This window comes from Vibrio alginolyticus NBRC 15630 = ATCC 17749, assembly GCF_000354175.2.
GTDB classification, from domain to species: Bacteria; Pseudomonadota; Gammaproteobacteria; order Enterobacterales; family Vibrionaceae; genus Vibrio; species Vibrio alginolyticus.
Map to the genome: position 1 here is coordinate 516733 of NC_022349.1, position 21634 is coordinate 538366.

Below are 21634 nucleotides of genomic sequence, written 5' to 3' on the forward strand. Positions count from 1 at the left end.
AAGATGCGGCTTAAATCAACGTTATTGGTCTTGTTTGCAGTATCATCGTCGCCAAACGCTTTGACTTTAGAAGAGTCAGTTACGTTATCTCTCGATAGCTCCCCCAGTTTGCTTGCTCGCTATTCTCGCTATGAGTCGATGGTACGAGACCGAAATGCCATAAATGGTTCATTTCTTCCTCAGGTTAATTTGTATGCAGCAGCAGGGTACGAAGGTACTCGATATAACAACGGAAACTACATCGACAGTGAAGATAGAACATTAGAAAGAACGGAGATGGGCGTAAGAATCTCCCAACTGTTATTTGATGGATTTAAAACAAGTGCTGATGTTGATCGCCTATCTTACGAGGCTGAAGCTGAACGCTTGGACTTATTGGCATCTGCGGAAAATGTTGCATTAGATACTGTCAGAGCGTATGTGGATGTTTTACATGCCCGAGAGTTGATGAAACTGACAGAAAGAAACCTAAATGAACACCAAGAGATCTACCGTTTCATTCTAGATAAAAAAGAAAAAGGTTTAACCAGCAACTCCGACTTAGCGCAGGTTTCTTCGCGTGTCGCGACAACACAGTCCTCATTGATTGCCGCCCAAAACAATCTTTCCGATGCTAGAACAAGATTTGTACGTTTGGTTGGTCGAGCGCCACAAAACTTAGTTGAACCTGTTTACCCGCAGGAGTTGCTTCCGAATAAGCTTGACGAAGCACTCAAACAAGCGGTTAGGTTGCACCCATCCATACAGTCAGCGATGAAAGATTTAGAGGCGGCTCGACATGAAGTAAAAAGAGAAAAGGGGGATTACTACCCAGAGCTCAAGCTTGAGCTGTCAGCCAACAAAACAGACAACGTGGATAATATTGAAGGCATTAACGAAGATGCAAAGGTTATGCTGACGGTCAACTACGATCTTTTTAACGGCTTTTCTACAGACTCCCGAGTGGAGTCATCTGCCTGGCGAGTAGAGGAGGCGAGGGCTATTCGAGCAAATGCAGAACTAGATGCGAATGAAGGTGTAAGGCTGGCATGGGACGCACATACATTGCTTCAACAGCAAATGGAGTTTTTAAAAGTCAACGTTGATGCGGCGAAAGTAACTGAATTAGGGTACATCCAGCAGTTCAATGTAGGGCGACGCAGTTTGTTAGATGTATTAGATGCCAAAGTTGAAACGTTTGTTGCGAGACGGAACTACACCCGAACAAAGTACGATCATTTGGTTGCCACTTACCGTTTATTCAACTCGATGGGGATTCTGACTTATGCGTTGCGAGTTGAGTATCCAGAGAACTGGAAGGAGAACAATAATGGATAAATTCGCAGTGACGAGTCTTCTAGTTTTCATGTTAGCGGGCTGTGCTGAATCACCGGATACGACGTTGACCACTTACCAGTACAACGACCTTAAAGACAATGATAGTGATGGCGTGATAAACCAACGAGATAACTGCGCAGATACGCCAAAAGGTGTCGTTGTTGACAGTGAAGGTTGTGCGAATTGGGTCAACGACTCGCAGACACACCTGATCAGTTTTTTCTTTGTGATGGATGAGCATCAGGTAACGCCATCTCATGATATGCCGCTAAGCGAGTTGAAAGCACTGCTTCAGAGTAACCCAAATGCGCAAGTCATACTGATAGGAGACACAAGCCCTGAAGCGTCACTCGAATACAACAAAGCGTTGGCAAAGAAAAGGACGGCAGCTATACGAGAATTGCTAGTGAGAAACGGCATTCAAGATAATCGAATTGAAGAGCAAGAGTTTTATCAGAATACGGCATTGACGGTACAACTAAAAAAACGGGAAAGGCGCACAATTGCTGTTGTAAACACGAAAGCTGAAAGTACTGAACAAGCGTGGACTATATTTAGTTCGGACAGCGAGTTGACACCTAATTCGAAGTTGGAGTTGAATTATGAAAATTAAAGTCTTGCCTTTCTTTGCTCTAGCTTCATGTTTGATTTCACCGCTGGCATTTGCTGACTCTGAGGCTCGAACATCGATTTTTGTCGAACCAGAGATACTAGAAACGATAGAAACATTGATAGATGAGCCAAGTGTAAATGTAGCGCTTGCATCTCAGTCTGGTGGTTTTAACGACATGCTAAATGACGGGACCTCTATTGCGATCACATCTAAGAAATGGTCAGATGAAAACATCTCTCGATTTCAACGAGAAAGAGGCCACAGGCCTATACGTTTGTTTTTAATGGCAAACGCTATTGTCGTAATCAATAGTCAAAAGAGTACGGTAGATAGTGTTTCCGTTAGTGAATTGAAACGCTGTGATGCAAATACGTATGCTTTCGGGGAGATGCGTTTAAGTAACCCAGATGTGAGCTCTAATGGTTGTCAATCATCGATTCAAAAGCTTGATGAAGACCGATTGAAACGCGCTTTAAGTGACGACTTTTTAGCCAAAGCTTATATGCGATACTCCGATTTTAAATACTCAGAACAGTGGTCGAGCTACAAGGCTCTCTCTGTTCATCATAACGATGACTCATGCTCTTTGAGCACAGATTGCATCTATTCTCTTCGCTATCCATTTTCCGTGGTCTATTACGTTTATATAAATAAACAATTCGACACTAATCAGAAGATCAAAAAATCAAAGCTATTTGAACTCCTTACAACCGACAACAATACACAACAGGTACGAAATACTGGGTTTATTCCACTACCAAAAGCGCTTATTAAAATAAATAGGGTGAAGTTAGGGCTAGATGAGCCAGTTGTTTTAAACGGGTATAAATAAACTTCATACGCCTAACTATGTGGGCTTGAGTGAACGTACCGCTCTAGGAAGTTTGCCTTGCTGCTCATTTATCTTTGGTTAACCTTTGGTCAATTGAGTTGGTTATAAGTGGTTTTGTTGGTAATTTTTCTATCATTGTGGCAAGTTTACTTAAAATCACTTAAGTGAATTTAAGTTATGACACAAGAAGAAAGACTCGTAGCGCTCAGAGCGAAGCTGGATCAGCAAAATAAAGTAACGTTGTCTGAAGTTTGTGAGTACTTTGGTATCTCGCGAGATTCAGCTCGTCGAGACTTAGTTAAGTTGAGTCAGCAACCTGGGTTACAAAGAATACGAGGTGGTGTCATGCTTGCGCCGATCTCTTCCCATACCGAGGCATACGCGAGTCGACCCGTGAGTGACGTTAAACATCGACTAGCTCAAGCTTCCGCAGCGTTGTTGGATGAGCGCGACCATCTTGTTATTGATACCAGCACCATTTTGTCTCTGCTCCCACTCTATGCAGGAAAAGCGCATTGTGGAGAAAACAAGCTCAACGTCGTCACTAACAGCATTGATGTGCTGACCGCTGCTGAAACAAACGACACAATGGACGTTCATTTCTTAGGCGGACACTTTGACCCTTATGCCAGAGCAGTTTTAGGGGCGCAAGCAGAGCAGCAAATGCAGCAGTATCACGTGAACAAAGCGTTCATTGGCGTGTGTGCATTGTCATCCCGAGGGCTGACAACAAATAGTTTGTTAGAAGCAACAATGAAACAAGCGATGATTGCTCAAGCTCAGCAGGTCATCGTCGTTTGTGAATCCCGAAAAATTGGTAGCGACAATTTCCACCACGTATGTGATTTGTCAAAGATCGACATCATTATTACCGATCATCCTCCTCAATCAGATTTTCAACAACTCCTCGATCACAATGATATTGAATGTATTGTTGTGTCACCGAAATAAGGAATCTTAGAATGGCTTACGATCCCGTAAAAACCGCTGTGATTGGTTACGGATATTCAGCAAAAACGTTTCATTTACCCTTCATTAAAGCGCTACCAAATTTAACGCTGAGCGCGATAAGCTCTCGTCAACAGGAGGCGGTTCAAAATGATTGGCCAGATGCTAAGTGGTTTTCTGATGCGAATACTTTACTCGATGATAGTGATGCAGAGCTTGTAATCATTACTGCGCCAAATGACGTACATTACGAACTTGCAAAGCGTGCGTTGAACAATGGGAAACACGTCATCGTCGAGAAACCGTTTGTTACTCGTATAGAAGACGGTAATGAACTTATCGCCTTGGCGGAAGAGAAAGGTCTGGTGCTGAGCGTTTTTCACAATAGACGTTGGGATGGAGATTTTCTCACGGTTAAATCTCTTATCGAACAAGGTAAGTTAGGTGATATAAAGCTATTCGAGTCACACTTTGACCGTTACCGCCCTGAAGTTCGTCAACGCTGGCGAGAGCTAGCCCAAGATGGTGGTGGTATTCTATTCGACCTTGCTCCTCATCTTCTCGATCAAGCATTGGTGTTGTTTGGCTTGCCAGATGCGATAGACGCACAATGTCGAATGATGCGCCCGGGTGCGACAACGATTGATTATTACAACTTGATACTTCATTACCCTGAGCATATTGTGCACTTGCATTCAAACTTGTATAGCCCAGAGCCGAATCTCCGCTACAAAGTATTGGGTACGGAAGCTAAATATGAAAAGTTTGGATTAGATCCTCAAGAGGGCTACTTAAAAGAAGGCCGTTTGCCGGAAAACGATGCTTGGTCGGAAGAAGATGAGGCGTTATACGGCGTCCGTTACGACGAAGACGGTGCGCAAACTATCAAAACGGAGAGAGGCGCGTACCAAGCTTACTTTGTTGGTGTGGCAGACGCCATTCGTTTGGGCACTGATAACCCGGTTCCTGCCGCTCAAGCAGTACAGAATATCGCTCTGATTGAGATGGCATTGGAAAGCAGTAAAACGGGTAAAACGATTCAGGTGAAACCATGAGTTTGACGCTTGAACTCGTGGCCCTGCAAGAGCATGAACTTCAGTTGGCGGAATTTAATCACCATATTGCGTGGTCTATCGGCCTCGCTCTAAAAGAAGAGGCTGAAGCTCGCGGCGCGGCTGTTGCTATTGAGGTTTACGGCTTTGGACAAACGCTATTTCAATACGCGATGGCAGGAACCTGCGCTGATCATGTAGATTGGGTCCGTAGGAAGCGAAACTCAGTATTAAGGTATGGCCACAGCTCTTACTATCTTTCTCTGTACAACAAGCAAAAGCAACGTGATTTCGAAAATCAGCCTCATCTCGATGCTCGTGAGTACTGCGCTCATGGTGGCGCGTTCCCAATTCGGCTTTCTGGGTCTGGTTTGGTTGGGGTTGTGACGGTATCGGGTTTACCGCAGTTAGATGATCATCAGCTAGTTGTGGATATATTAAAAACGATGACAGAGACAAAATCCTCTTAAACGCCAAATATGAAAGTAGCACGGTTCTTTATCGTGCTACTGAATTCTCTTTTTAGCTCATAAAGTGTTCTTTAATGTGAGCAAATATTAACATTGATCCCAACTTACTACCTGAAAATCAAATCAATTTCATATAACCTATACGCTCATTCATATAGAAAGCCTTCAAAGTTGGCCATTGGCAATGTCTTTTAGAAGAAAAGAAAAACTCAATCTTAGAAATCTTATTGTCACCCTATGTGTGTTCAGTGTGCTTGTCACTTTGATCAACGCATTCTACTCGATTTATCGTGTTCAAAGGGATCTCATCATCAATAACACGTTAGAATCAAACCGTGTTTACGCCCAAAAAATGTCTGAAATGACAGACTCTTTCATAGAAAGCTCAATGTCGCAGTTAAAATACAGTGCGAACGTGCTAAAAGACAAGATGCATGACGCTCAGCTTCTTGATAAAGAGGCTGAGAGATTAAGAACGCAAACCAAATCATTTAACTCTGTGGTTGTCGTTAATGCAAAAGGGGTTATTATTTCTGTATCCCCTGAAACACTTCAGGTGAAAGGTGTAAGGTTAGTGGGTGAAAGAAAACGCCAGTCTTTAAACGCTCAAGCACCGGTTGTTACTGAACCATTTATATCGCCAGCTGGAAATTACTTGTTAACCATCTCATACCCTATATTTTCTCAATCTAATGAATATTTAGGTTATATCGGCGGCACTATTTATCTAGAAAAAGAAAATATTCTTGCAGAGTTACTCAGCCAGCACGCATACAAAGATGGTTCTTTCCTTTACGTTGTCGATGAGAGTAACACTCTGATTTATCACCCAGATCAATCGAGAGTTGGTGAAGTAATCGACGATAATGAGGCAATCAAAGCGGTGACGATGGGGCAGAGCGGTAACAAAGAAATTGTTAACTCTCGCGGCGTCGAAATGCTTGCTGGTTATGCACCAGTAAAGTCATCAGGATGGGGAATTGTTGCTCAGCGCCCGAAATCGATGACGTTATCTGTGCTAGATGAACAGATGTGGAATGTTTTCCTTAAGTCGATTCCAATTGGTTTATTAACTTTGTTGCTAATTTGGTTCTTGTCCCTTCTTATTTCTAGACCACTTTGGCAGTTAGCGGGTGCTGTGCGAGGTGTCGAAGAACATTCATCATCTATCGATGATCTCAAACTGGTTAAGTCTTGGTATTTTGAGGTCTCACATTTGAAGCTTAGCTTTCTTAAAGCATTTGGTATCGTGTCAAAAACCATTGATAAGCTGCAACTGGATACATTAACAGATTCGATGACTGGATTATTGAATCGACGTGGATTAGATAAAGTTCTTGGTTTGTTTAAGCAGGAAAATACCGCGTTCTCTGTTTTGGCGCTAGATATTGACCACTTTAAGAGCGTAAACGATAACTATGGCCATGACGTGGGTGACAATTTACTTAGAGAGTTTGCGCAGTTAATGAAAGACCAAGCTCGCTCTAATGATCACCTGTGTCGTTCTGGCGGTGAAGAGTTTATGATGTTTTTGGAAAAAACAGACGTAAACCACGCTATGGATGTTGCAGAGCGTATTAGACACAACGTGGAACAACATGACTTCCAAGTCGTTGGTAAGGTCACGGTTTCGTTGGGCGTTTCTCACTGGAAAGGCAATGACACACCAATTGAAGCGGTAATGAAAGACGCCGATAATGCACTGTATAAAGCGAAACATAATGGAAGAAATAGAACTGAGTTGGGTGACGACGCACAATAGATATTGCGCTTTAGGCTGAACATAAAACGAGCCAGTGACTAACCTTTGCTGTTAATCGCTGGCGTAACCGCTACCAATTGCGCGAAACGGCAAGTTCAGCTCTAATTCTGGAATTTGTTTACCCACCCAAGCCGGAAATGTATTGCTATTTGGCCCTGGAAACAGCGTATATTCTTCAGCCCAAGGGTATTGGTTAATAACACTTTGTATTTTAGGGATAAGCTGGCGGGCCTTTTCACCTTGTATGGAGAGGATCTTTTCTGGTTTTGCACCATACCAATATCGATCTGGCGTCCCAGTTTGGTACTGATATAGAGCGGGTTGTCCGCGATTCACTCTCCGGCCGACTACTTCATAGACTGTATATTCGTTCGCATTTTCAGGCTTTATTGCAAACCATGTGTGAACGGCAAACCAGCCTCGCCAACCAAACGCATCTGCGGCATAAAACTCAATCACAGCATGCTTAACATTAGAAGGATCGGGTGCGATACCCGCAGGTTCTCTGCTTGCGGTACGCCAATCTCCTTGAGTGCATCCACCCAGCATAACCGCGATTGACATGAACCCAATTTTTACAAGGTGAGTAAAGTTGAGAGGGTCTTTCATTTATTGCTCCTAGACCAACCGATGCTGGTAACGCTCTATTGATTTTAGCTATAAAAACGTGGCAAGTCTGATTGTTGAAATCCTCTCCTTATTAAAAGAGAGAGGGAAGTTAGTGCCATAATTCCAGTTCATACGTAATAATAAGGTAAGCCGATTTGTAACATGTGGCATAGACGATGCCGTATTTCTCGAACGATTCGTCTAATTGCGTATGAAAAAGTAAGAGGTTGTATGTATTCCTTACACGGTCACATGAATTAAAAGCATAAAAAAAACAGAGGTTTACAGTGGCCTTTGACTGGTTGAGTGAGTTTGGGACCCTCACATTGTCTCACATTTGCTTGTTTTGGACGGAATTTTCATCGCTCATCTTTTTGCGCGTTTAGAGTCAGCGTTCAGCTATGGCACAATAGGCGCTCACAGAACAAGTGCTGTTTGGTCATGCAAATAGCAGAAAAATAACTAGAAATAGAATAATTAATGTTTAAATCAAAAAGTATACTCGCATTAAGCATGTTCGCATTTGGCTGTTTTGCCAATCAAGATAGCGAACCAACGTCCGTTGTGCTGAACTATGGTGACTCCTCCATCAGTACTGATATTCAAGCCAATCGAAAATTTCATGTTGTCCGAGACAATGAAAGTGAGCACGTAGAATTTTCCGGCGGAATCACAAAGGAGTATTCCGATTATATTGTGAATATTCATATCATAAGAAAAAGCAATATACGCAGATCAAGCCGAGAGCTGAATACAACCGTATTGATGAACAGTGATCAGATTGGGAAGCCTTTAGTGATTGGCATTGAAAATGATGAGTTCACTAGTATCACTTTGCGTTAATGCTTAGTATTTATTGAATAGGAATGAGGAAATTGATGCTCTCAATACGCTGCTATCGCACCGAGGATGCCCCAACACTGTGGGCACTCTTTTACCATACTGTGCGAATCATTAATCGTCGCGATTACACGGAATCACAAGTTTCCGCTTGGGCACCATCAGATTTTGACCTCGATGTGTGGCAACGCAAAATGGACGATATTCAACCCTATGTCGCGGAGATAGAAGGGCAGGTCGTTGGCTATTGTGATTTGCAAGGTGACGGCTTGATTGATCATTTCTTTTGCCATCATGAATACCAAGGACAAGGTGTTGGTCGTGATTTGATGTCTTTTCTTTTTTCACAGGCGAAAGTACAGGGGATAAAACGACTGTATTCTGAAGTGAGTATTACCGCCCGACCTTTTTACGAGAAAATGGGTTTCACAGTTAAGTCTCGACAACGTGTTGAGGTTAGGGGAGAAACCTTAACTAACTTTATGATGGAAAAGTATATTTAACTTAAATAGTGAGCATTTAGTGAGCTTGAACACAGATATAAAATGTTTTCCAATGTGAAAGCGAGTTCATTGATCTCGCACCAATGTTTTGTTTGAAAACAGTGTACATAATCTTCTCTGGAACGCCATTACCGCATTTCGTCTCTGAAGGCTTAAAAACAGTCTGAAAGTTTTGGTTTTGCGGCGGGTAATAGCGTTCCAAACGCCAAATGTGTCTGGCTAACCATCTCAGGAAGAGAAGTAGTACTATGCGCCCTTATCTCAAATACGTTGCTCCAACATTGATACCATTGCTTGTTTGGTTGATGCCTCTCTCTGCGTTCCCATTTGATGGCATTACTATCGTCCAGCAAAGAGTGATTGCAATCTTCTTGCTTGCCGCACTTTGCTGGGTATTCGAGCCAATTCCAATCTACGCCACTTCGGTTGTGATCATTGTCCTAGAGCTATTGCTTGTATCAAATAAAGGTATTGTGCTCTTTCGCTTGCAAGAAGGGCAGCCACATTTTGGTGAGCTATTACAATACAACGAGATAATGGCGACCTTCGCTAGTCCGATTATCATGCTCTTCCTCGGCGGTTTCTTTTTGGCTATGGCGGCGACAAAGTACAGGTTAGATGTCAACTTAGCCCGAGTGTTACTCAAACCATTTGGACAAAAACCAAAGTTCGTTATGCTGGGGTTGATGCTGATCACCGCTGTTTTTTCCATGTTTATGTCAAACACCGCAACAACAGCGATGATGTTGTCCATTTTAACCCCTGTGATAGCAGTTTTCGGGCCTAAAGACCCAGGTCGAATTGCATTCGCTTTGTGTATTCCTGTTGCGGCCAACATTGGTGGCATTGGTACTCCAATCGGCACGCCACCGAATGCCATCGCCCTAAAATATTTGGTTGGTGACAACTTAATTACGTTTGGTGAATGGATGGTATTTGGTGTGCCATTCGTTATTGTGATGATGGCGTTAGCCTGGTTTCTGATTGGCTTTTTGTATAAAGCCGAACAAACCACCATCGATCTGAACATTAAAAGCAAGTTTTTGAAAACACCCAAAGCAATAATGGTTTACGTCACCTTTGTCGGCACGATTATTCTTTGGTTGATGGGTTCTGCACATGGAATGAATTCTTACACAGTAGCATTAATTCCGGTCGCAGTGTTCTCATTGACGGGCATCATCAACAAAGAAGACTTGAAGAAAATCTCTTGGGATGTGCTTTGGTTGGTGTCAGGCGGTATTGCTCTGGGCCTTGCTCTAGATAAAACCGGGCTTGCGAAGCTGGTGGTACACAGCATTCCGTTTGATCAGTTCTCGCCATATGTTGTCTTGTTTGGTGCGGCTTTCTTGTGCTTGTTAATGGCAAACTTTATGTCGCATACAGCCACCGCAAACTTGCTGATGCCGATTATGGCTGCGCTGGGTACTTCTATGGCTTCGCTAACGCCTCTCGGCGGTGAAGTTACTCTGATCTTGGTCGTGACATTTGCCGCTTCACTCGGTATGTCGTTACCAATCAGTACGCCACCAAACGCGTTAGCTCATGCAACAGGGCATGTCGAGAGCGGCCAAATGGCTCGTATCGGTGCCGTGCTAGGCGTGATTGGCGTATTACTCAGCTTTGTGATGGTGTGGATTTTACATACTGTTGGGCATATTGGATAACCCACCATGTACGAAACGAAGTTAGACGCGTTAGTACAACGCTACTTTAATCACCTTGAACGCCGATTAACAGTTTTATCCGGGTCGGTGCTTATTGAGCAAGCTGGCTACAACGATCGCTTGTACTATGTGCTGTCGGGAGAACTGGCGGGCTATTACGCGGAAGATGACAAGAAACCGATTCAGGTATTTTCTGCGTCTCAAGGTGCGTTTATTGGCGTACATAGTTTCTTTTCTGGTACGTGGACTGCCTCTTCGACAGTGATTGCTCAAACCGATGTTGAATTGGCTTGGATACAGCGCGATACGCCCGCCGTGGAAGAGGCGATATACGGACCATTGACGACACAATTTATGCCTGTGATGGTTAACGAATTATCTCGTCGTCAACGGCGCGCAATGCAAGAGGCATTGGCTAAAGAAAAAGCACTACAAAAGCTTCATACCGCAGAGCAAATGACAACGTTGGGGCAGCTTGCAGCGGGTATTGCTCATGAGTTGAACAATGCGATAGGCGTTGTAAGCAGTAAATCAGAACGGCTAGAGACAGTTATCATGGAACTGCTTGAAGAAGTTCATCCGGAAGCGAGTCAATTTTTTGATTTTGGTTTAATGCAAGGGCAGAAAGTCTCTTCTAGCGAAGCGAGAAAGCGGGGGCGCCACTTCGAAAAATACTACGGTTTAACCAAGGAGGTTGCTCGTGATCTTGCACGTGCCGTTCCAAATAACTTCCTTTCAGAACATTGGCTAAAAAGACCAGAAGAAGCGATACGTTTCTGGCAAATGGGGCGAGATCTGCATGACTTACGCATCGCTTCTAAACATACCGTTGGCATTGTGCGATCCGTAAAACAATTGGGGCGCACGGATATCGACTTGGATGAAGCGATTAACATCAATGATTCAATCAATCGCGCCTTGGCTCTATTGCAAAGTGACTTAAGACGAGTGAGTGTTCGTTTTAGCCCTGCGGATTTACCTGCTTTTATTGGTTCTCAAACCGAACTCGTCCAAGTTTGGGTAAATATATTAAAGAATGCGTGCGATGCACTTGGTGAAACGGAGAAACCCGGTATCGAAATACATACTCGGGAGAGTAAGGGTAAAATTTTGGTCACGATTGCTAACAACGGACCAGAAATTGATGAAGCGACACGTAGAAAAATTTTCCGGCCAAACTTCACCACTAAAAAGGGGGGATTGTCGTTTGGTTTAGGGTTAGGTCTGTCGATTGTGAAGCGCATTATCGCCGGATATAACGGCTCTATTGTAGTAAAGAGCGACAGTGAAAAAACGATTTTTAGAATCAAGTTACCAGTAGAGGGTGAACATGGAGAAGCTTAATGTAATTTGCGTTGATGACCAACGAGAGGTACTAAGCGCGGTTCTACAAGATTTAGAGCCGTTAAATCAGTGGTTGAATGTCGAAGACTGCGAATCAGCAGGTGAGGCTCTAGAACTGATGGATGAATTTGATGCAGAAGGCGAGATGATCGCATTGATTATTTCCGATCATGTGATGCCAGGTAAAACGGGAGTAGAGCTGCTGACCGATGTATCAAAAGACGGTCGTTTTGGCTTTACGAGGAAAGTGCTTCTTACCGGGCAAGCGACGCACACCGATACGATTAATGCGATCAACTCCGCAGGCATTGACCGCTACTTTGAAAAACCATGGCAAGCAAGCCAATTAATAGAGTGCGTTAGAAACCTGGTGACCCAATATATCTTTGATGTGGGCTTAGATTACACTCAGTATCACGAACATTTAGATCAGAGTGTGGTGTTTGAACGCCTACGTTAATAGGGGGCATTAAGCTTTGTTTTCGTCACGGCCAGTTAGTGTCTGAAATCTATAGTGAATAGTTCAGCATGTTTAACGTGGCCGTGCGGAATATTGCTCTAGTATGCTTAACTCAACGAATAGCGGCTTGCACTGGCAACAGAAAGTGGCTTAGAGAACCAATAACCTTGCAGATAATCGACGCCCATTTCGGTAAAAAATTCACACATTTTGGCGTCTTCAATTCCCTCAATCACTACTTCAATATTATTTTCCTGGCACATAGTGATAAGAAACTTCAGATATTCTTGTGAAGAGCGGTTGGTTAGTGTTTTCCACGCCATCGACCTATCAATTTTGATTTGTGTCATCGGGAGGTCGAAGAAGCTATTTAATGAACTGTAACCCGATCCAAAGTCATCCAGAGAGAGTGCAAATCCTAGTTCCCTGAGGGTATTCAGAGGGGCAATGGCTGTCTGATTATTATCCAAAATAAACGTTTCTGTTAGTTCCAAAACAATAGACTCAGGATCGACACCAACCTCATCCGCCATGGCTTTAATTCGCGCAGGGAATTCACTGTTCATTAACTGAAGTACAGAAACATTCACGTTGACGCGAACTTGGTTTTGGTAACGCTCACGGTAGTTTTTGATAAATTCACACGCTTTGGCAAAGACTTGATATCCGAGTTCGACAATCAAACCTTTGTTCTCTGCCACGGGGATGAATTCGTCTGGATAAATTTCGCCAAACTCTTTGCTACGCCAGCGAACCAGAGATTCGAAGCTCACCACTTTTGAGCTTTTGGCGTCAATAATTGGCTGAAACTTAACGCTTAATGTCTGTTTTTCTAGTGCACTTTTTAGACCTTGCTCAATAAAGAAATAACGGTCTACGGCATGCTGAGTTTTCTCACTGTAAACCGCAACACGGTCTTTATTCTGTTCGCTTGCGTACTGACAAGTTCGTGCTGCTTTACGTAATATTTCCTCTGCTGAGTGACTTGGATCTATGCAAGGATACAAACCAATACTAATGTTACTTCCTAAGTATTGGCCTTCTTCAATCACTGCCTCGTGGTAGGTTTCCTTTAAACTTTCGGCGTAACTTTGTAGCGTTTCTACCGAGCATTCATCGTGAATCAAAATCGCAAAGTCATCATCATGTACGCGATATACAGAACTATTTGGAGAAGGTAGGTGACTGAGAGTTTGTAGCAATTTTTCCACTAACCCATCGACCAACTCGCTGCCATATTGATTTAAGTAAGATTTAATCTCTTCTATCTGAATGTAACAGATAGATGCACAAGAATCGGTGGCTCGCACACTATCTTCAATATCCAGCAAGAGATGGGCGCGATTAGCCATACCTGACGCATTGTCATGAAATGCGACTTGATGAATATAGCTTTCCATCAGCTTGCGTTCAGAAATATCACGGTGGCTACCAACCATATAATGACCATGTTCTGTTTCTTTGGTCATGGCTACGCCTTCAATCCAGACGTACTGCCCATTGGGTTTACGCACGCGGTAGGTCGTTGTGACCCTCGTGTTGTTGGTAATGATGTGAGCATCGACCCGAGTGGAGAGTCTTTCTCGATCGAGAGGGTGAACAAGGTCTAACCATTGCTCTAAGCTGATTCGACCAGCGTTGATACCAAGCTGCTCATAAAAGCCCTTGTTATAAAATACCATGGTGCCAAACTCATCCATGTAAAAGAGGCCTTCGTTAAATACATCGAAGATATGAATGAATCGTTCTTCGACGATTTTTAGGAACTCTCGGTCACTATCTGAGACTTGTTGGTCAAATATGGTGGTCAAGATATTTCCTCCTCGAGCCTTTTAGCATCAGAGATGAGTGTTGGGGTTGATAACATAGAGTTGATCTACTGGCGTACATTACAATCACAAAAGTGTCAGTTCAAATTGTTTGGCTATCATTTTATGCGCTACTAGGTTAATAACATACTAAGATTAGGCGGCTAATCATCGACATTTATAAAAAATAGTCAACAGTAAAAATCATTTATAAAATACAGTTATTGATGCCGTCCGCAATCTATAAATATTTATGAATAATTATCCTAAAGTTATTTTCAGTTGTGTCGGTATCAATGTGCGGTTTTCTAACGTCATTTGTATATATGCTATCTTGGATAAAACCATAATAACAAAAAGGACTTAATGAGCGCGACCGATTATTAATTGACAGGATGCTCATTAATTGTAATCAATTCAAATTTATTATCACGCCAAGTAATCAAATCTCTTATAATGCGGACGTTAATATCGAGTAAGCCTTCTTTATATGCAGTACGATCCGAAAAATTCAATCAAAATTGCGCTCGCTGATATCGGCGTTGGTATGTTTGTTACCGCGATAGAGCACAACAAGCGCGTCAATTTAGCCAATGCAGGGCGGATATCTAGCCCTGAAGGCATTAAGAAGCTTGCTACAAGTGGAGTAAAGTATGTTTGGGTAGATCAAACATTATCTTCGCAGCAGTGTGTCTTCAAGCATGTAGATGAATCAACTGATGCCACTAAAGAGACGAGAGAGCAGAAACACTCAGATTTTAAGAGGGGTCAACGAACTTATCGTTCGAGAGACATCCAACACAAGCGAGCCAAAAAGCTGATCGCCGAAGCAAAAGATTTGGCGCAGAAACTATTGAATCAAACTTTTGAAGGAAAAATCATTGAAGTTGATGAAGTAGAAGCTTGGGCTGACGATGTCATTGAAAGTGTTTTGATTGACTCAGATGCGTTGCAGTGTGTCTCTGCACTCCGAAAAAAAGACTCTTACTTATTGGAACATTCCGTCAATGTCGCTTGTCTTTTAGTGTCATTCGGTAAGTACTTGGGCTTGGATAAGCCAACGCTAAAACAGCTTGCTGTAGGTGGCATTATTCATGATGTAGGTAAAATTAAAGTCGATGATAAGATCTTGCACAAGCCAGCGAAGCTAACGCCTGAAGAATTTGAACATATGAAGCTACATCAAGTGTTCGCAGGTGAGATTATCCTTCACGTAAAAGGGCTTAGTGAAGTAAGCCGTGATGTTTGTTTGATGCACCACGAGAAGTTAGATGGCAATGGTTATCCTAGAGGCTTGAAGGGGGATGAGATTCCAATTCACGGCCGTATGAGCTGTATTGTAGATATCTACGATGCGCTAACGGCTGATCGCTGTTACAAAAAAGGCATGAGTTCTGCGGAAGCGTTTAAAATCTTGTTGAGTCTAACGCCATTTCATTTAGACGCAGACTTAGTTTACAAATTCATTAATTGCATTGGGATGTACCCCGTAGGCTCCATTGTCGAGTTGAACGATGGGCGTGTTGGTATTGTTTGGTCTTCAAATGAATCTCAAGCATTAAAGCCAGAAGTGAAATGTTTCTACTCCCGCAAGTATAAACGATACATTGATGTCACGATGGTGGATTTAAAAACGAGTGCGTACAAAATTGAAAGAGCGATCGCGCCTTCATCGTTAGAGATCGATCCTAAGCCTTTTTATGATTAAGAGAAATAGATAAGCTTATACAACAGGCTTTACATCCTTGCATGTAGATCGTATTTTATTTGCATAACTATCTATTAATTTTTTCTAAGTTATTTAGATGCAAGATGGTTATTAAGACCTCGGCTTCATGGATAGAAACCGGGCGATAAAATAGTTCTATACACAATGGGCTATAAACCTCATTTTGCTGGAAGGGATGCCAATGCAAATAGATACATGGATTTTTTACACTCTTGCCATTCTCGTGCTCACAGCTTCACCAGGACCAAGCTCACTGTTGTGTTTAAGTAAAGGAGTGAGTAGTGGGTTTCGTATTGCTTTCATGACTGCACTTGGCAGTTTGTCTGCGATTACGAGCATCCTTACGCTCTCATTTACCGGGCTGGGAGTTGTCATTGCTTCATCTGAGTTAGTTTTTAATATTATCAAATGGTGTGGTGCCGCTTATTTAATCTGGTTAGGTATTCAAGCGTTGCGCTCATCTCAGAGAGATTTTAATAAAACGGCAACGACTCAAAGTTCCGCGACAGCGTTCAGCGCGTTCACTAGTGGTTTCATTGTTGGCGCTAGTAACCCCAAAGCGATAGTCTTTTTCACCGCTTTGTTTCCTCAATTCATTGAACCTTCCGCACCGCTACTGGCTCAATACGCGATTTTCGCGTCTACATTTGTGGTTTTTGAGCTTAGCTGGCTAACATTTTATGCATTGTTAGGGGTAAAAGCCTCCGATTGGTTGTTTGTCGCTGGAAGGGCGAAGTTGTTCAATCGTTTGACTGGTGGAGTATTTATTGGTGCAGGCGTGATGTTGTCGACGGCAAACCGATAAGTAAGACAGATTTCGGTACGCAGTTAGGTTTTCCCATATAGTAAGTTGGAATGCGCTAATTTAGCTTTGTCTTATTTCCAGAATGGAAATAGACGTTTTGTTTATTTTCATTAGTGGCAACAGCCAAGCAGGAGTAAAATCACGTTACTCTTTAGGGGTAGAGCTCGTATTTTGTCTTGTGGGCTTGTGGTTACTTTGTAGGAATATCTTAGATGACAAGCCTTTCTAAACTACAACAACGTTTTCTAGATATCGCGACCGACGTCCGTCTTTCTCCAAAACAGAAGTCGAGTTTTTTAGCTTTAGAGGCGGAAGCGTGCATTCCTTACATGACCGTATCTCCATCACTGAGACAAGCAATGGATGAAGGCATCATCTGCGATATGTTTGAAGGTCATGCACCGTTTAAACCTCGCTATGTGTTGCCTGATTACGCTAAATTTCTATCGCAAGGCTCAGACTATTTAGAGTTGTCTCCGGCTGATGATTTCGATGATGCGTTGAATATGCTTACCATCATTTACCATCATGTTCCTTCGGTAACGAACATTCCGGTTTACTTAGGCCAGTTAGATGATGTCTTGTTGCCTTACATAGGCGACCTAACAGAGAGCCAGATTTACAAAAAGTTAAAACATTTTTGGATCATGCTGGATCGCACATTGCCAGATGCGTTTATGCATGTGAATGTCGGACCGACAGACAACATTATTTGTCGCACTGTTTTAAAAGTAGATGCGGAGCTCAAGCAGATCGCACCGAATCTCACCTTTATGTACGACGAGACAGTTACACCTGATGATTTACTTCGTCAAGCGACACAGAACATTTGTGAATGCAGTAAACCGCATATTGCCAATTACCCAATGCACGCGAAAGCCTACAACGGCTCACGCTTTGGTATTGTAAGTTGCTACAACTCGCTTCCATTAGCAGGTGGCTCGAACACATTGGTGCGAATGAATTTAAAAGAAGTTGCAAAACGAGCATCAGACTGTAACGACTTCTTAAACAGTGCGTTGCCTTCTTACCATCGATTAATGGTCGAGCTCATAAACGCAAGAAGCACGCACTTGCATGAAAAATCGAACTTCTTTCAAGGCTTTTTGACGCAAGAAGGGTTGATAAAAGAGTCCTATTTCGCGCCAATGTATGGCGTTTATGGCATGGCCGAAGCGGTAATCCTTCTATTTGAAAAAGAAGGGCAAATAGGGCGATACGGAAAAAATGATCGAGCAAATACTTTTGCTCATGATGTTTCAGCAACACTGGCTAAACTGGTGGACTCAACCCCGGTGAAATATGGTTTAGATGGCAAAGCGCTCTTACATGCACAAGGCGGCATTAGCTTAGATCATGATGTTACGCCAGGTGTACGTCTGCCTTATGGTGCAGAGCCAGACCCTGTCACTTATGTACAAGCAACGGCGAAGCATCATCAGTATTATCGTGCGGGTATCAGCGATATTTTGACGATTGATGAAACGGTGAAATCTAACCCAGAAGCGATGTTCAATTTATGTAAAGGGGCACTAAATGCTGGTTATCGTGAGTTTACCGCGAATGTCACTTCAAATGACTTAATTCGCGTGACAGGCTACATGATCAAACTTTCAGATGTCGCGAAATATGATAAAGAAGGTTCGAGAACCAACACGACGTTTCTAGGTGCAGAAGCAGCAAAAAATACCAAAATTTTAGAACGCTCGCCACGTGTGGTGAGTCATGAAGTAACACCGACTTACACGCAGGCATAAGTTCGGTTTAGGAAAGAACAAGATGTCTAGACGAAGTGGAAGCCTTTTGGCAAAAGTCACTCGTATCCTTCCTTTCTCTTGTGTTGATGGGCCAGGAAATCGTCTAGTCATCTTTCTACAGGGTTGTAACTATCAGTGTTTGAACTGCCACAATCCTCACACGATAAACCATTGTAATCATTGTGGTGAGTGTGTGAGTGAATGTTCAGCAGGCGCATTGAAGTTCGACGAAAACAACAACGTTGTTTGGCTTAAAGAGGAGTGCACCCACTGCGATCATTGTATAGAGATATGTCAGAACCAATCTAATCCAAAAATTACTGACTACTCTGTAGTAACAATGCTCGATTTGATACGCAAACATCGCTTTTTCATCAGTGGTGTTACTGTATCCGGTGGGGAATCTACCTTACAACTTCCTTTCATTATTGAGCTGTTTAAAGGGATAAAACAAGATCCTGAATTACGGCACCTCTCTTGTTTCATCGACAGTAACGGTTCTTTAGCGGTTGCTGGTTGGCAGCGTATTCTACCTTTTCTGGATGGCGCAATGATCGATTTGAAAGCGTGGCAGACGGAGACGCATCAGTGGCTAACTGGGCGTGATAATCATCGTGTATTTAAAACCCTTCAGTACCTTGTTGAGCACGAAAAATTGTACGAGGTCCGCTTACTGCATATTCCCCAAAAAAGTGATTTAGATATAGAAATCGTAGCAATTGGGCGTTACTTGAGTACTCTTCCTGAATCGGTGCTTATCCGTTTAAATGCCTTTCAGCATCACGGAGTAGTGGGGGAGGCGTTAACTTGGGATATGTGCTCTCATCATGATATCGAACGCTTAAAATCAGAGCTTCGATGCTACGTGAGTAACCCTATCACAGTGCCGACAGTACTCACGTAGTACCGTTGTTTATCTATGCTTACGCATCACAGGCATCTAACATGGCGCAGGCGTCGAGTAATTGTTGCTGTAACCATTTTAAAGCGGGATCGTTTAAGCTCGCTTTGTTCCAAACGAGGCTGTAGGCTACCTGTCCGTAATCGAATGGAAGAGCTTGTTCAACCAAACCTTTTGCTTGCATTGCCGCTCTTGCCCAAAGCTTGGAGCATGTGAACAAGTAATCCGAGTGCTGACACATCACCGCAGCTGAACCAAAGTCGGCTACACGCATGGCCAAGTTTCGCTTTGAATGCCTTTGGGTGAGATTTTGCTCAAAATAAGGTTGTGACAGATCTTTATCATGAATACCGATGTGTCTTGCACAAAGGTAACTTTCAACAGATAGGGGTTGCTCAGCGAGTGGGTTCGATGCTCTCATTAAGCAAACCATTTCGTCTTTCAAAATGGTTTTCCAGACCAAGTCTTTATTTTGTGTGGGTGGTTGGCTGAGATCGTGAGGAAGCAACAAAAAATCCACTTGACCTCTTGCTAATGCATCGAAGCTCATTTCCTCTTTCGCATGGACATTCAAGTGCGCGTGATTGCTCAGTTGTTGGGACAAGTGCTGTAGAACTGGCGCAAAGAGCTCAAACGAACTTTCACGCATTGCTAATGAAAAACTACCTTGATAGTAAGCCGGATTAAAAGAGCCTTGATGTAATAACCCATTCATACTGGAGAGTATGCCATGGATTGATGGGCCTATATGCAGCGCAAATGCTGTCGGCACTAAGCGAGTGCCATCACGATAAAAAAGGTCATCCTTTAGCGTTTCGCGCAACTGTCCGAGCGTTTTACTGACGCTCGATGGTGTTACACACAAGCGTTCTGCCGCAAGTGTGACGCTGTGAGTGGTTAACAACATATGTAAAACAGTTAGATGTTTAAGGCTTATACGCGAAAGAGCAATGTAGTCCATAAATAGCATGGTTTCTTATGATTTTTGGCAGTATATCAGCATGAAACAAATTTTTACTATTGTTTATCTCGGAAACACGCCTGTTTCTCTTTGAGCTCAATGCATTTAATGGGTTGCATAAGGGTTGATGGTGCTTATAAGTCTAGAAATTTATCTTAGTTTTGTTGGACTTTAATGCTTTCATTTATTCAATTCTAAAGCTTCTATGTAATTTTAATCAATTTGGAGGAGTTGATTGATTTGTACACGAATTAAACTTGTTCCTTGTTAATTAAAATAGATATTGTTTTGTTGATTGTTTGGTGATTTACTCATGATCCCTCAGTAACAAAGGTATAAATAATTAATGGACGACCCCTTTAGTCGACAAAACCCTTCACCATATGTCTTCTTATTATTGGAGACATGCTCATGCTAGAACTTTTTATGCAACCAGAAGCTTGGGCTATTTTCGCCACTTTGTTTGCGCTTGAAGTTGTCTTAGGCGTTGATAACGTCGTTTTTATCTCTGTCTTATGTGAAAGACTGCCGCTGCACCAACGTAAGCTGGCAAGAAACCTTGGTATTGGTCTTGCTGTTATTGCTCGTATTGGTTTAGTGTTTTCAATCTCTTGGATCATGCAACTGACTCAACCGCTATTTTCTTTGGCGAACCATGCGTTTACCGGAAGAGACGTTATCATGATTGCGGGTGGTGCATTCCTCTTGGCTAAAAGCCTGAAAGAGTTGTGGAGTTGGTTAAATCACAACGAGTCGGCTCACTCAACTCACGCCCGTACTGGTTTAGCGGTAGTTCTGTTGCAGATTGTTGCCGTGGATGCTGTATTCTCGATGGACTCGGTGATAACCGCCGTTGGTTTGACAAGTGATGTCCCACTTATGGTCGCAGCGATTGTTTCTTCTGCTATCGTGATGGTCATGACAGCAGAAAAAATCAATAACCTGGTGTCGTGTTACCCTGGTTTTAAGACACTTGCTTTGTTATTCCTCGTTTTGTTAGGTGGTTTATTGATGGCAGAAGGCTTCGAAATTCATATCAACAAAGGTTATGTGTACTTTGCGATGGCATTCGGCTTAATTCTGGAACTTTGTCATATCCAGTTAAAAAACAAACAACGCCCGACTATTAAACGTCTTAGTCCGTTGCGAGTTCATCCAACGAGATTAGAAGCTCGTCAATAATAAAAGATATTGCCGCTCATATGAGCGGCATTTTTATATTCGTCATCACCTATTTTTAGTCTCTTTTTATTTTG

20 protein-coding genes are annotated in these 21634 nt (G+C 42.8%); 17 read left to right on the plus strand and 3 right to left on the minus strand.

From position 1 onward, the window contains the following. Positions 1–3: 3 nt before the first annotated feature. From N646_RS02225 to N646_RS02255, 7 genes are all read left to right on the plus strand, one after another. On the plus strand, positions 4–1317 hold the full coding sequence (locus N646_RS02225; protein ID WP_005377756.1) for a TolC family outer membrane protein: 1314 nt from the start codon (positions 4–6) through the stop codon (positions 1315–1317). After that, the gene (locus tag N646_RS02230; protein ID WP_017820614.1) at positions 1310–1930 is read left to right on the plus strand and encodes an OmpA family protein; all 621 of its coding nucleotides are present in this window, start codon (positions 1310–1312) and stop codon (positions 1928–1930) included. The genes N646_RS02225 and N646_RS02230 overlap by 8 nt, the downstream gene beginning before the upstream one ends. After that, positions 1920–2762, plus strand: a complete 843-nt coding sequence (locus N646_RS02235) for a hypothetical protein (RefSeq protein WP_017820615.1) — start codon at positions 1920–1922, stop codon at positions 2760–2762. Before N646_RS02230 ends, N646_RS02235 begins: the two co-directional genes overlap by 11 nt. 177 nt (positions 2763–2939) lie before the next feature. Beyond that, positions 2940–3713 carry a DeoR/GlpR family DNA-binding transcription regulator gene (locus N646_RS02240; RefSeq protein ID WP_017820616.1) on the plus strand — a complete coding sequence of 258 codons (774 nt, stop codon included), beginning with the start codon at positions 2940–2942 and terminating at the stop codon, positions 3711–3713. 11 nt (positions 3714–3724) lie between these two features. After that, complete coding sequence (locus N646_RS02245; RefSeq protein WP_005377752.1) at positions 3725–4765, plus strand: oxidoreductase; 1041 nt, start codon at positions 3725–3727, stop codon at positions 4763–4765. Continuing rightward, positions 4762–5232, plus strand: coding sequence for a heme-degrading domain-containing protein (locus tag N646_RS02250; RefSeq protein ID WP_017820617.1), 471 nt, complete (start codon positions 4762–4764; stop codon positions 5230–5232). Before N646_RS02245 ends, N646_RS02250 begins: the two co-directional genes overlap by 4 nt. Before the next feature lie 184 nt (positions 5233–5416). Continuing rightward, the gene (locus N646_RS02255; protein WP_005389121.1) at positions 5417–6994 is read left to right on the plus strand and encodes a sensor domain-containing diguanylate cyclase; all 1578 of its coding nucleotides are present in this window, start codon (positions 5417–5419) and stop codon (positions 6992–6994) included. 51 nt (positions 6995–7045) lie between these two features. Here N646_RS02255 and N646_RS02260 read toward each other — a convergent pair whose 3' ends face one another. Further along, positions 7046–7603 (minus strand): DUF3750 domain-containing protein, encoded by a 558-nt coding sequence (locus N646_RS02260; RefSeq protein ID WP_017820618.1) that lies wholly within the window; start codon positions 7601–7603, stop codon positions 7046–7048. Between the two features lie 480 nt (positions 7604–8083). Here N646_RS02260 and N646_RS02265 point away from each other — a divergent pair, with 480 nt between their 5' ends. From N646_RS02265 to N646_RS02285, 5 genes are all read left to right on the plus strand, one after another. Next, complete coding sequence (locus tag N646_RS02265; RefSeq protein WP_017634013.1) at positions 8084–8446, plus strand: hypothetical protein; 363 nt, start codon at positions 8084–8086, stop codon at positions 8444–8446. Positions 8447–8481: 35 nt separating this feature from the next. Then, entirely contained in the window at positions 8482–8946 is a 465-nt protein-coding gene (locus tag N646_RS02270; protein ID WP_017820619.1) for a GNAT family N-acetyltransferase, read from the plus strand. Positions 8947–9194: 248 nt separating this feature from the next. Continuing rightward, complete coding sequence (locus N646_RS02275) at positions 9195–10613, plus strand: SLC13 family permease (protein WP_017820620.1); 1419 nt, start codon at positions 9195–9197, stop codon at positions 10611–10613. Between the two features lie 6 nt (positions 10614–10619). After that, complete coding sequence (locus N646_RS02280; protein WP_017820621.1) at positions 10620–11957, plus strand: sensor histidine kinase; 1338 nt, start codon at positions 10620–10622, stop codon at positions 11955–11957. Next, on the plus strand, positions 11944–12417 hold the full coding sequence (locus tag N646_RS02285; RefSeq protein WP_005377744.1) for a response regulator: 474 nt from the start codon (positions 11944–11946) through the stop codon (positions 12415–12417). Before N646_RS02280 ends, N646_RS02285 begins: the two co-directional genes overlap by 14 nt. Positions 12418–12524: 107 nt before the next feature. Here the strand turns inward: N646_RS02285 and N646_RS02290 are convergent, their stop codons facing one another. Continuing rightward, the gene (locus tag N646_RS02290; protein ID WP_005377743.1) at positions 12525–14228 is read right to left on the minus strand and encodes a putative bifunctional diguanylate cyclase/phosphodiesterase; all 1704 of its coding nucleotides are present in this window, start codon (positions 14226–14228) and stop codon (positions 12525–12527) included. A gap of 487 nt (positions 14229–14715) precedes the next feature. Here N646_RS02290 and N646_RS02295 point away from each other — a divergent pair, with 487 nt between their 5' ends. From N646_RS02295 to N646_RS02310, 4 genes are all read left to right on the plus strand, one after another. Beyond that, positions 14716–15933 (plus strand): HD-GYP domain-containing protein, encoded by a 1218-nt coding sequence (locus N646_RS02295; protein ID WP_017820622.1) that lies wholly within the window; start codon positions 14716–14718, stop codon positions 15931–15933. A 202-nt stretch (positions 15934–16135) separates the two neighbouring features. After that, positions 16136–16759 (plus strand): LysE family translocator, encoded by a 624-nt coding sequence (locus N646_RS02300; RefSeq protein ID WP_021033866.1) that lies wholly within the window; start codon positions 16136–16138, stop codon positions 16757–16759. Between the two features lie 212 nt (positions 16760–16971). Beyond that, the gene (locus N646_RS02305) at positions 16972–18516 is read left to right on the plus strand and encodes a YjjI family glycine radical enzyme (RefSeq protein ID WP_017820624.1); all 1545 of its coding nucleotides are present in this window, start codon (positions 16972–16974) and stop codon (positions 18514–18516) included. A 22-nt stretch (positions 18517–18538) separates the two neighbouring features. Continuing rightward, positions 18539–19420, plus strand: coding sequence for a YjjW family glycine radical enzyme activase (locus tag N646_RS02310; RefSeq protein WP_021033867.1), 882 nt, complete (start codon positions 18539–18541; stop codon positions 19418–19420). 19 nt (positions 19421–19439) lie between these two features. Here the strand turns inward: N646_RS02310 and N646_RS02315 are convergent, their stop codons facing one another. Further along, positions 19440–20378 carry a LysR family transcriptional regulator gene (locus tag N646_RS02315; RefSeq protein WP_005377737.1) on the minus strand — a complete coding sequence of 313 codons (939 nt, stop codon included), beginning with the start codon at positions 20376–20378 and terminating at the stop codon, positions 19440–19442. 411 nt (positions 20379–20789) lie between these two features. On the opposite strand from N646_RS02315, the gene N646_RS02320 reads away from it, so the two are divergent. Then, a complete protein-coding gene (locus N646_RS02320) occupies positions 20790–21560 on the plus strand; it encodes a TerC family protein (protein ID WP_017820626.1) in 771 nt (256 codons plus the stop codon). Positions 21561–21634: the final 74 nt, after the last annotated feature.

What these genes read in the sequence shown, in the direction of transcription:
- N646_RS02225 (WP_005377756.1), top strand. Translation starts at nt 4, where the DNA reads ATGCGGCTTAAATCAACGTTATTGGTCTTGTTTGCAGTATCATCGTCG.
- N646_RS02230 (WP_017820614.1), top strand. Translation starts at nt 1,310, where the DNA reads ATGGATAAATTCGCAGTGACGAGTCTTCTAGTTTTCATGTTAGCGGGC.
- N646_RS02235 (WP_017820615.1), top strand. Translation starts at nt 1,920, where the DNA reads ATGAAAATTAAAGTCTTGCCTTTCTTTGCTCTAGCTTCATGTTTGATT.
- N646_RS02240 (WP_017820616.1), top strand. Translation starts at nt 2,940, where the DNA reads ATGACACAAGAAGAAAGACTCGTAGCGCTCAGAGCGAAGCTGGATCAG.
- N646_RS02245 (WP_005377752.1), top strand. Translation starts at nt 3,725, where the DNA reads ATGGCTTACGATCCCGTAAAAACCGCTGTGATTGGTTACGGATATTCA.
- N646_RS02250 (WP_017820617.1), top strand. Translation starts at nt 4,762, where the DNA reads ATGAGTTTGACGCTTGAACTCGTGGCCCTGCAAGAGCATGAACTTCAG.
- N646_RS02255 (WP_005389121.1), top strand. Translation starts at nt 5,417, where the DNA reads ATGTCTTTTAGAAGAAAAGAAAAACTCAATCTTAGAAATCTTATTGTC.
- N646_RS02260 (WP_017820618.1), bottom strand. Translation starts at nt 7,603, where the DNA reads ATGAAAGACCCTCTCAACTTTACTCACCTTGTAAAAATTGGGTTCATG.
- N646_RS02265 (WP_017634013.1), top strand. Translation starts at nt 8,084, where the DNA reads ATGTTTAAATCAAAAAGTATACTCGCATTAAGCATGTTCGCATTTGGC.
- N646_RS02270 (WP_017820619.1), top strand. Translation starts at nt 8,482, where the DNA reads ATGCTCTCAATACGCTGCTATCGCACCGAGGATGCCCCAACACTGTGG.
- N646_RS02275 (WP_017820620.1), top strand. Translation starts at nt 9,195, where the DNA reads ATGCGCCCTTATCTCAAATACGTTGCTCCAACATTGATACCATTGCTT.
- N646_RS02280 (WP_017820621.1), top strand. Translation starts at nt 10,620, where the DNA reads ATGTACGAAACGAAGTTAGACGCGTTAGTACAACGCTACTTTAATCAC.
- N646_RS02285 (WP_005377744.1), top strand. Translation starts at nt 11,944, where the DNA reads ATGGAGAAGCTTAATGTAATTTGCGTTGATGACCAACGAGAGGTACTA.
- N646_RS02295 (WP_017820622.1), top strand. Translation starts at nt 14,716, where the DNA reads ATGCAGTACGATCCGAAAAATTCAATCAAAATTGCGCTCGCTGATATC.
- N646_RS02300 (WP_021033866.1), top strand. Translation starts at nt 16,136, where the DNA reads ATGCAAATAGATACATGGATTTTTTACACTCTTGCCATTCTCGTGCTC.
- N646_RS02305 (WP_017820624.1), top strand. Translation starts at nt 16,972, where the DNA reads ATGACAAGCCTTTCTAAACTACAACAACGTTTTCTAGATATCGCGACC.
- N646_RS02310 (WP_021033867.1), top strand. Translation starts at nt 18,539, where the DNA reads ATGTCTAGACGAAGTGGAAGCCTTTTGGCAAAAGTCACTCGTATCCTT.
- N646_RS02315 (WP_005377737.1), bottom strand. Translation starts at nt 20,378, where the DNA reads ATGGACTACATTGCTCTTTCGCGTATAAGCCTTAAACATCTAACTGTT.
- N646_RS02320 (WP_017820626.1), top strand. Translation starts at nt 20,790, where the DNA reads ATGCTAGAACTTTTTATGCAACCAGAAGCTTGGGCTATTTTCGCCACT.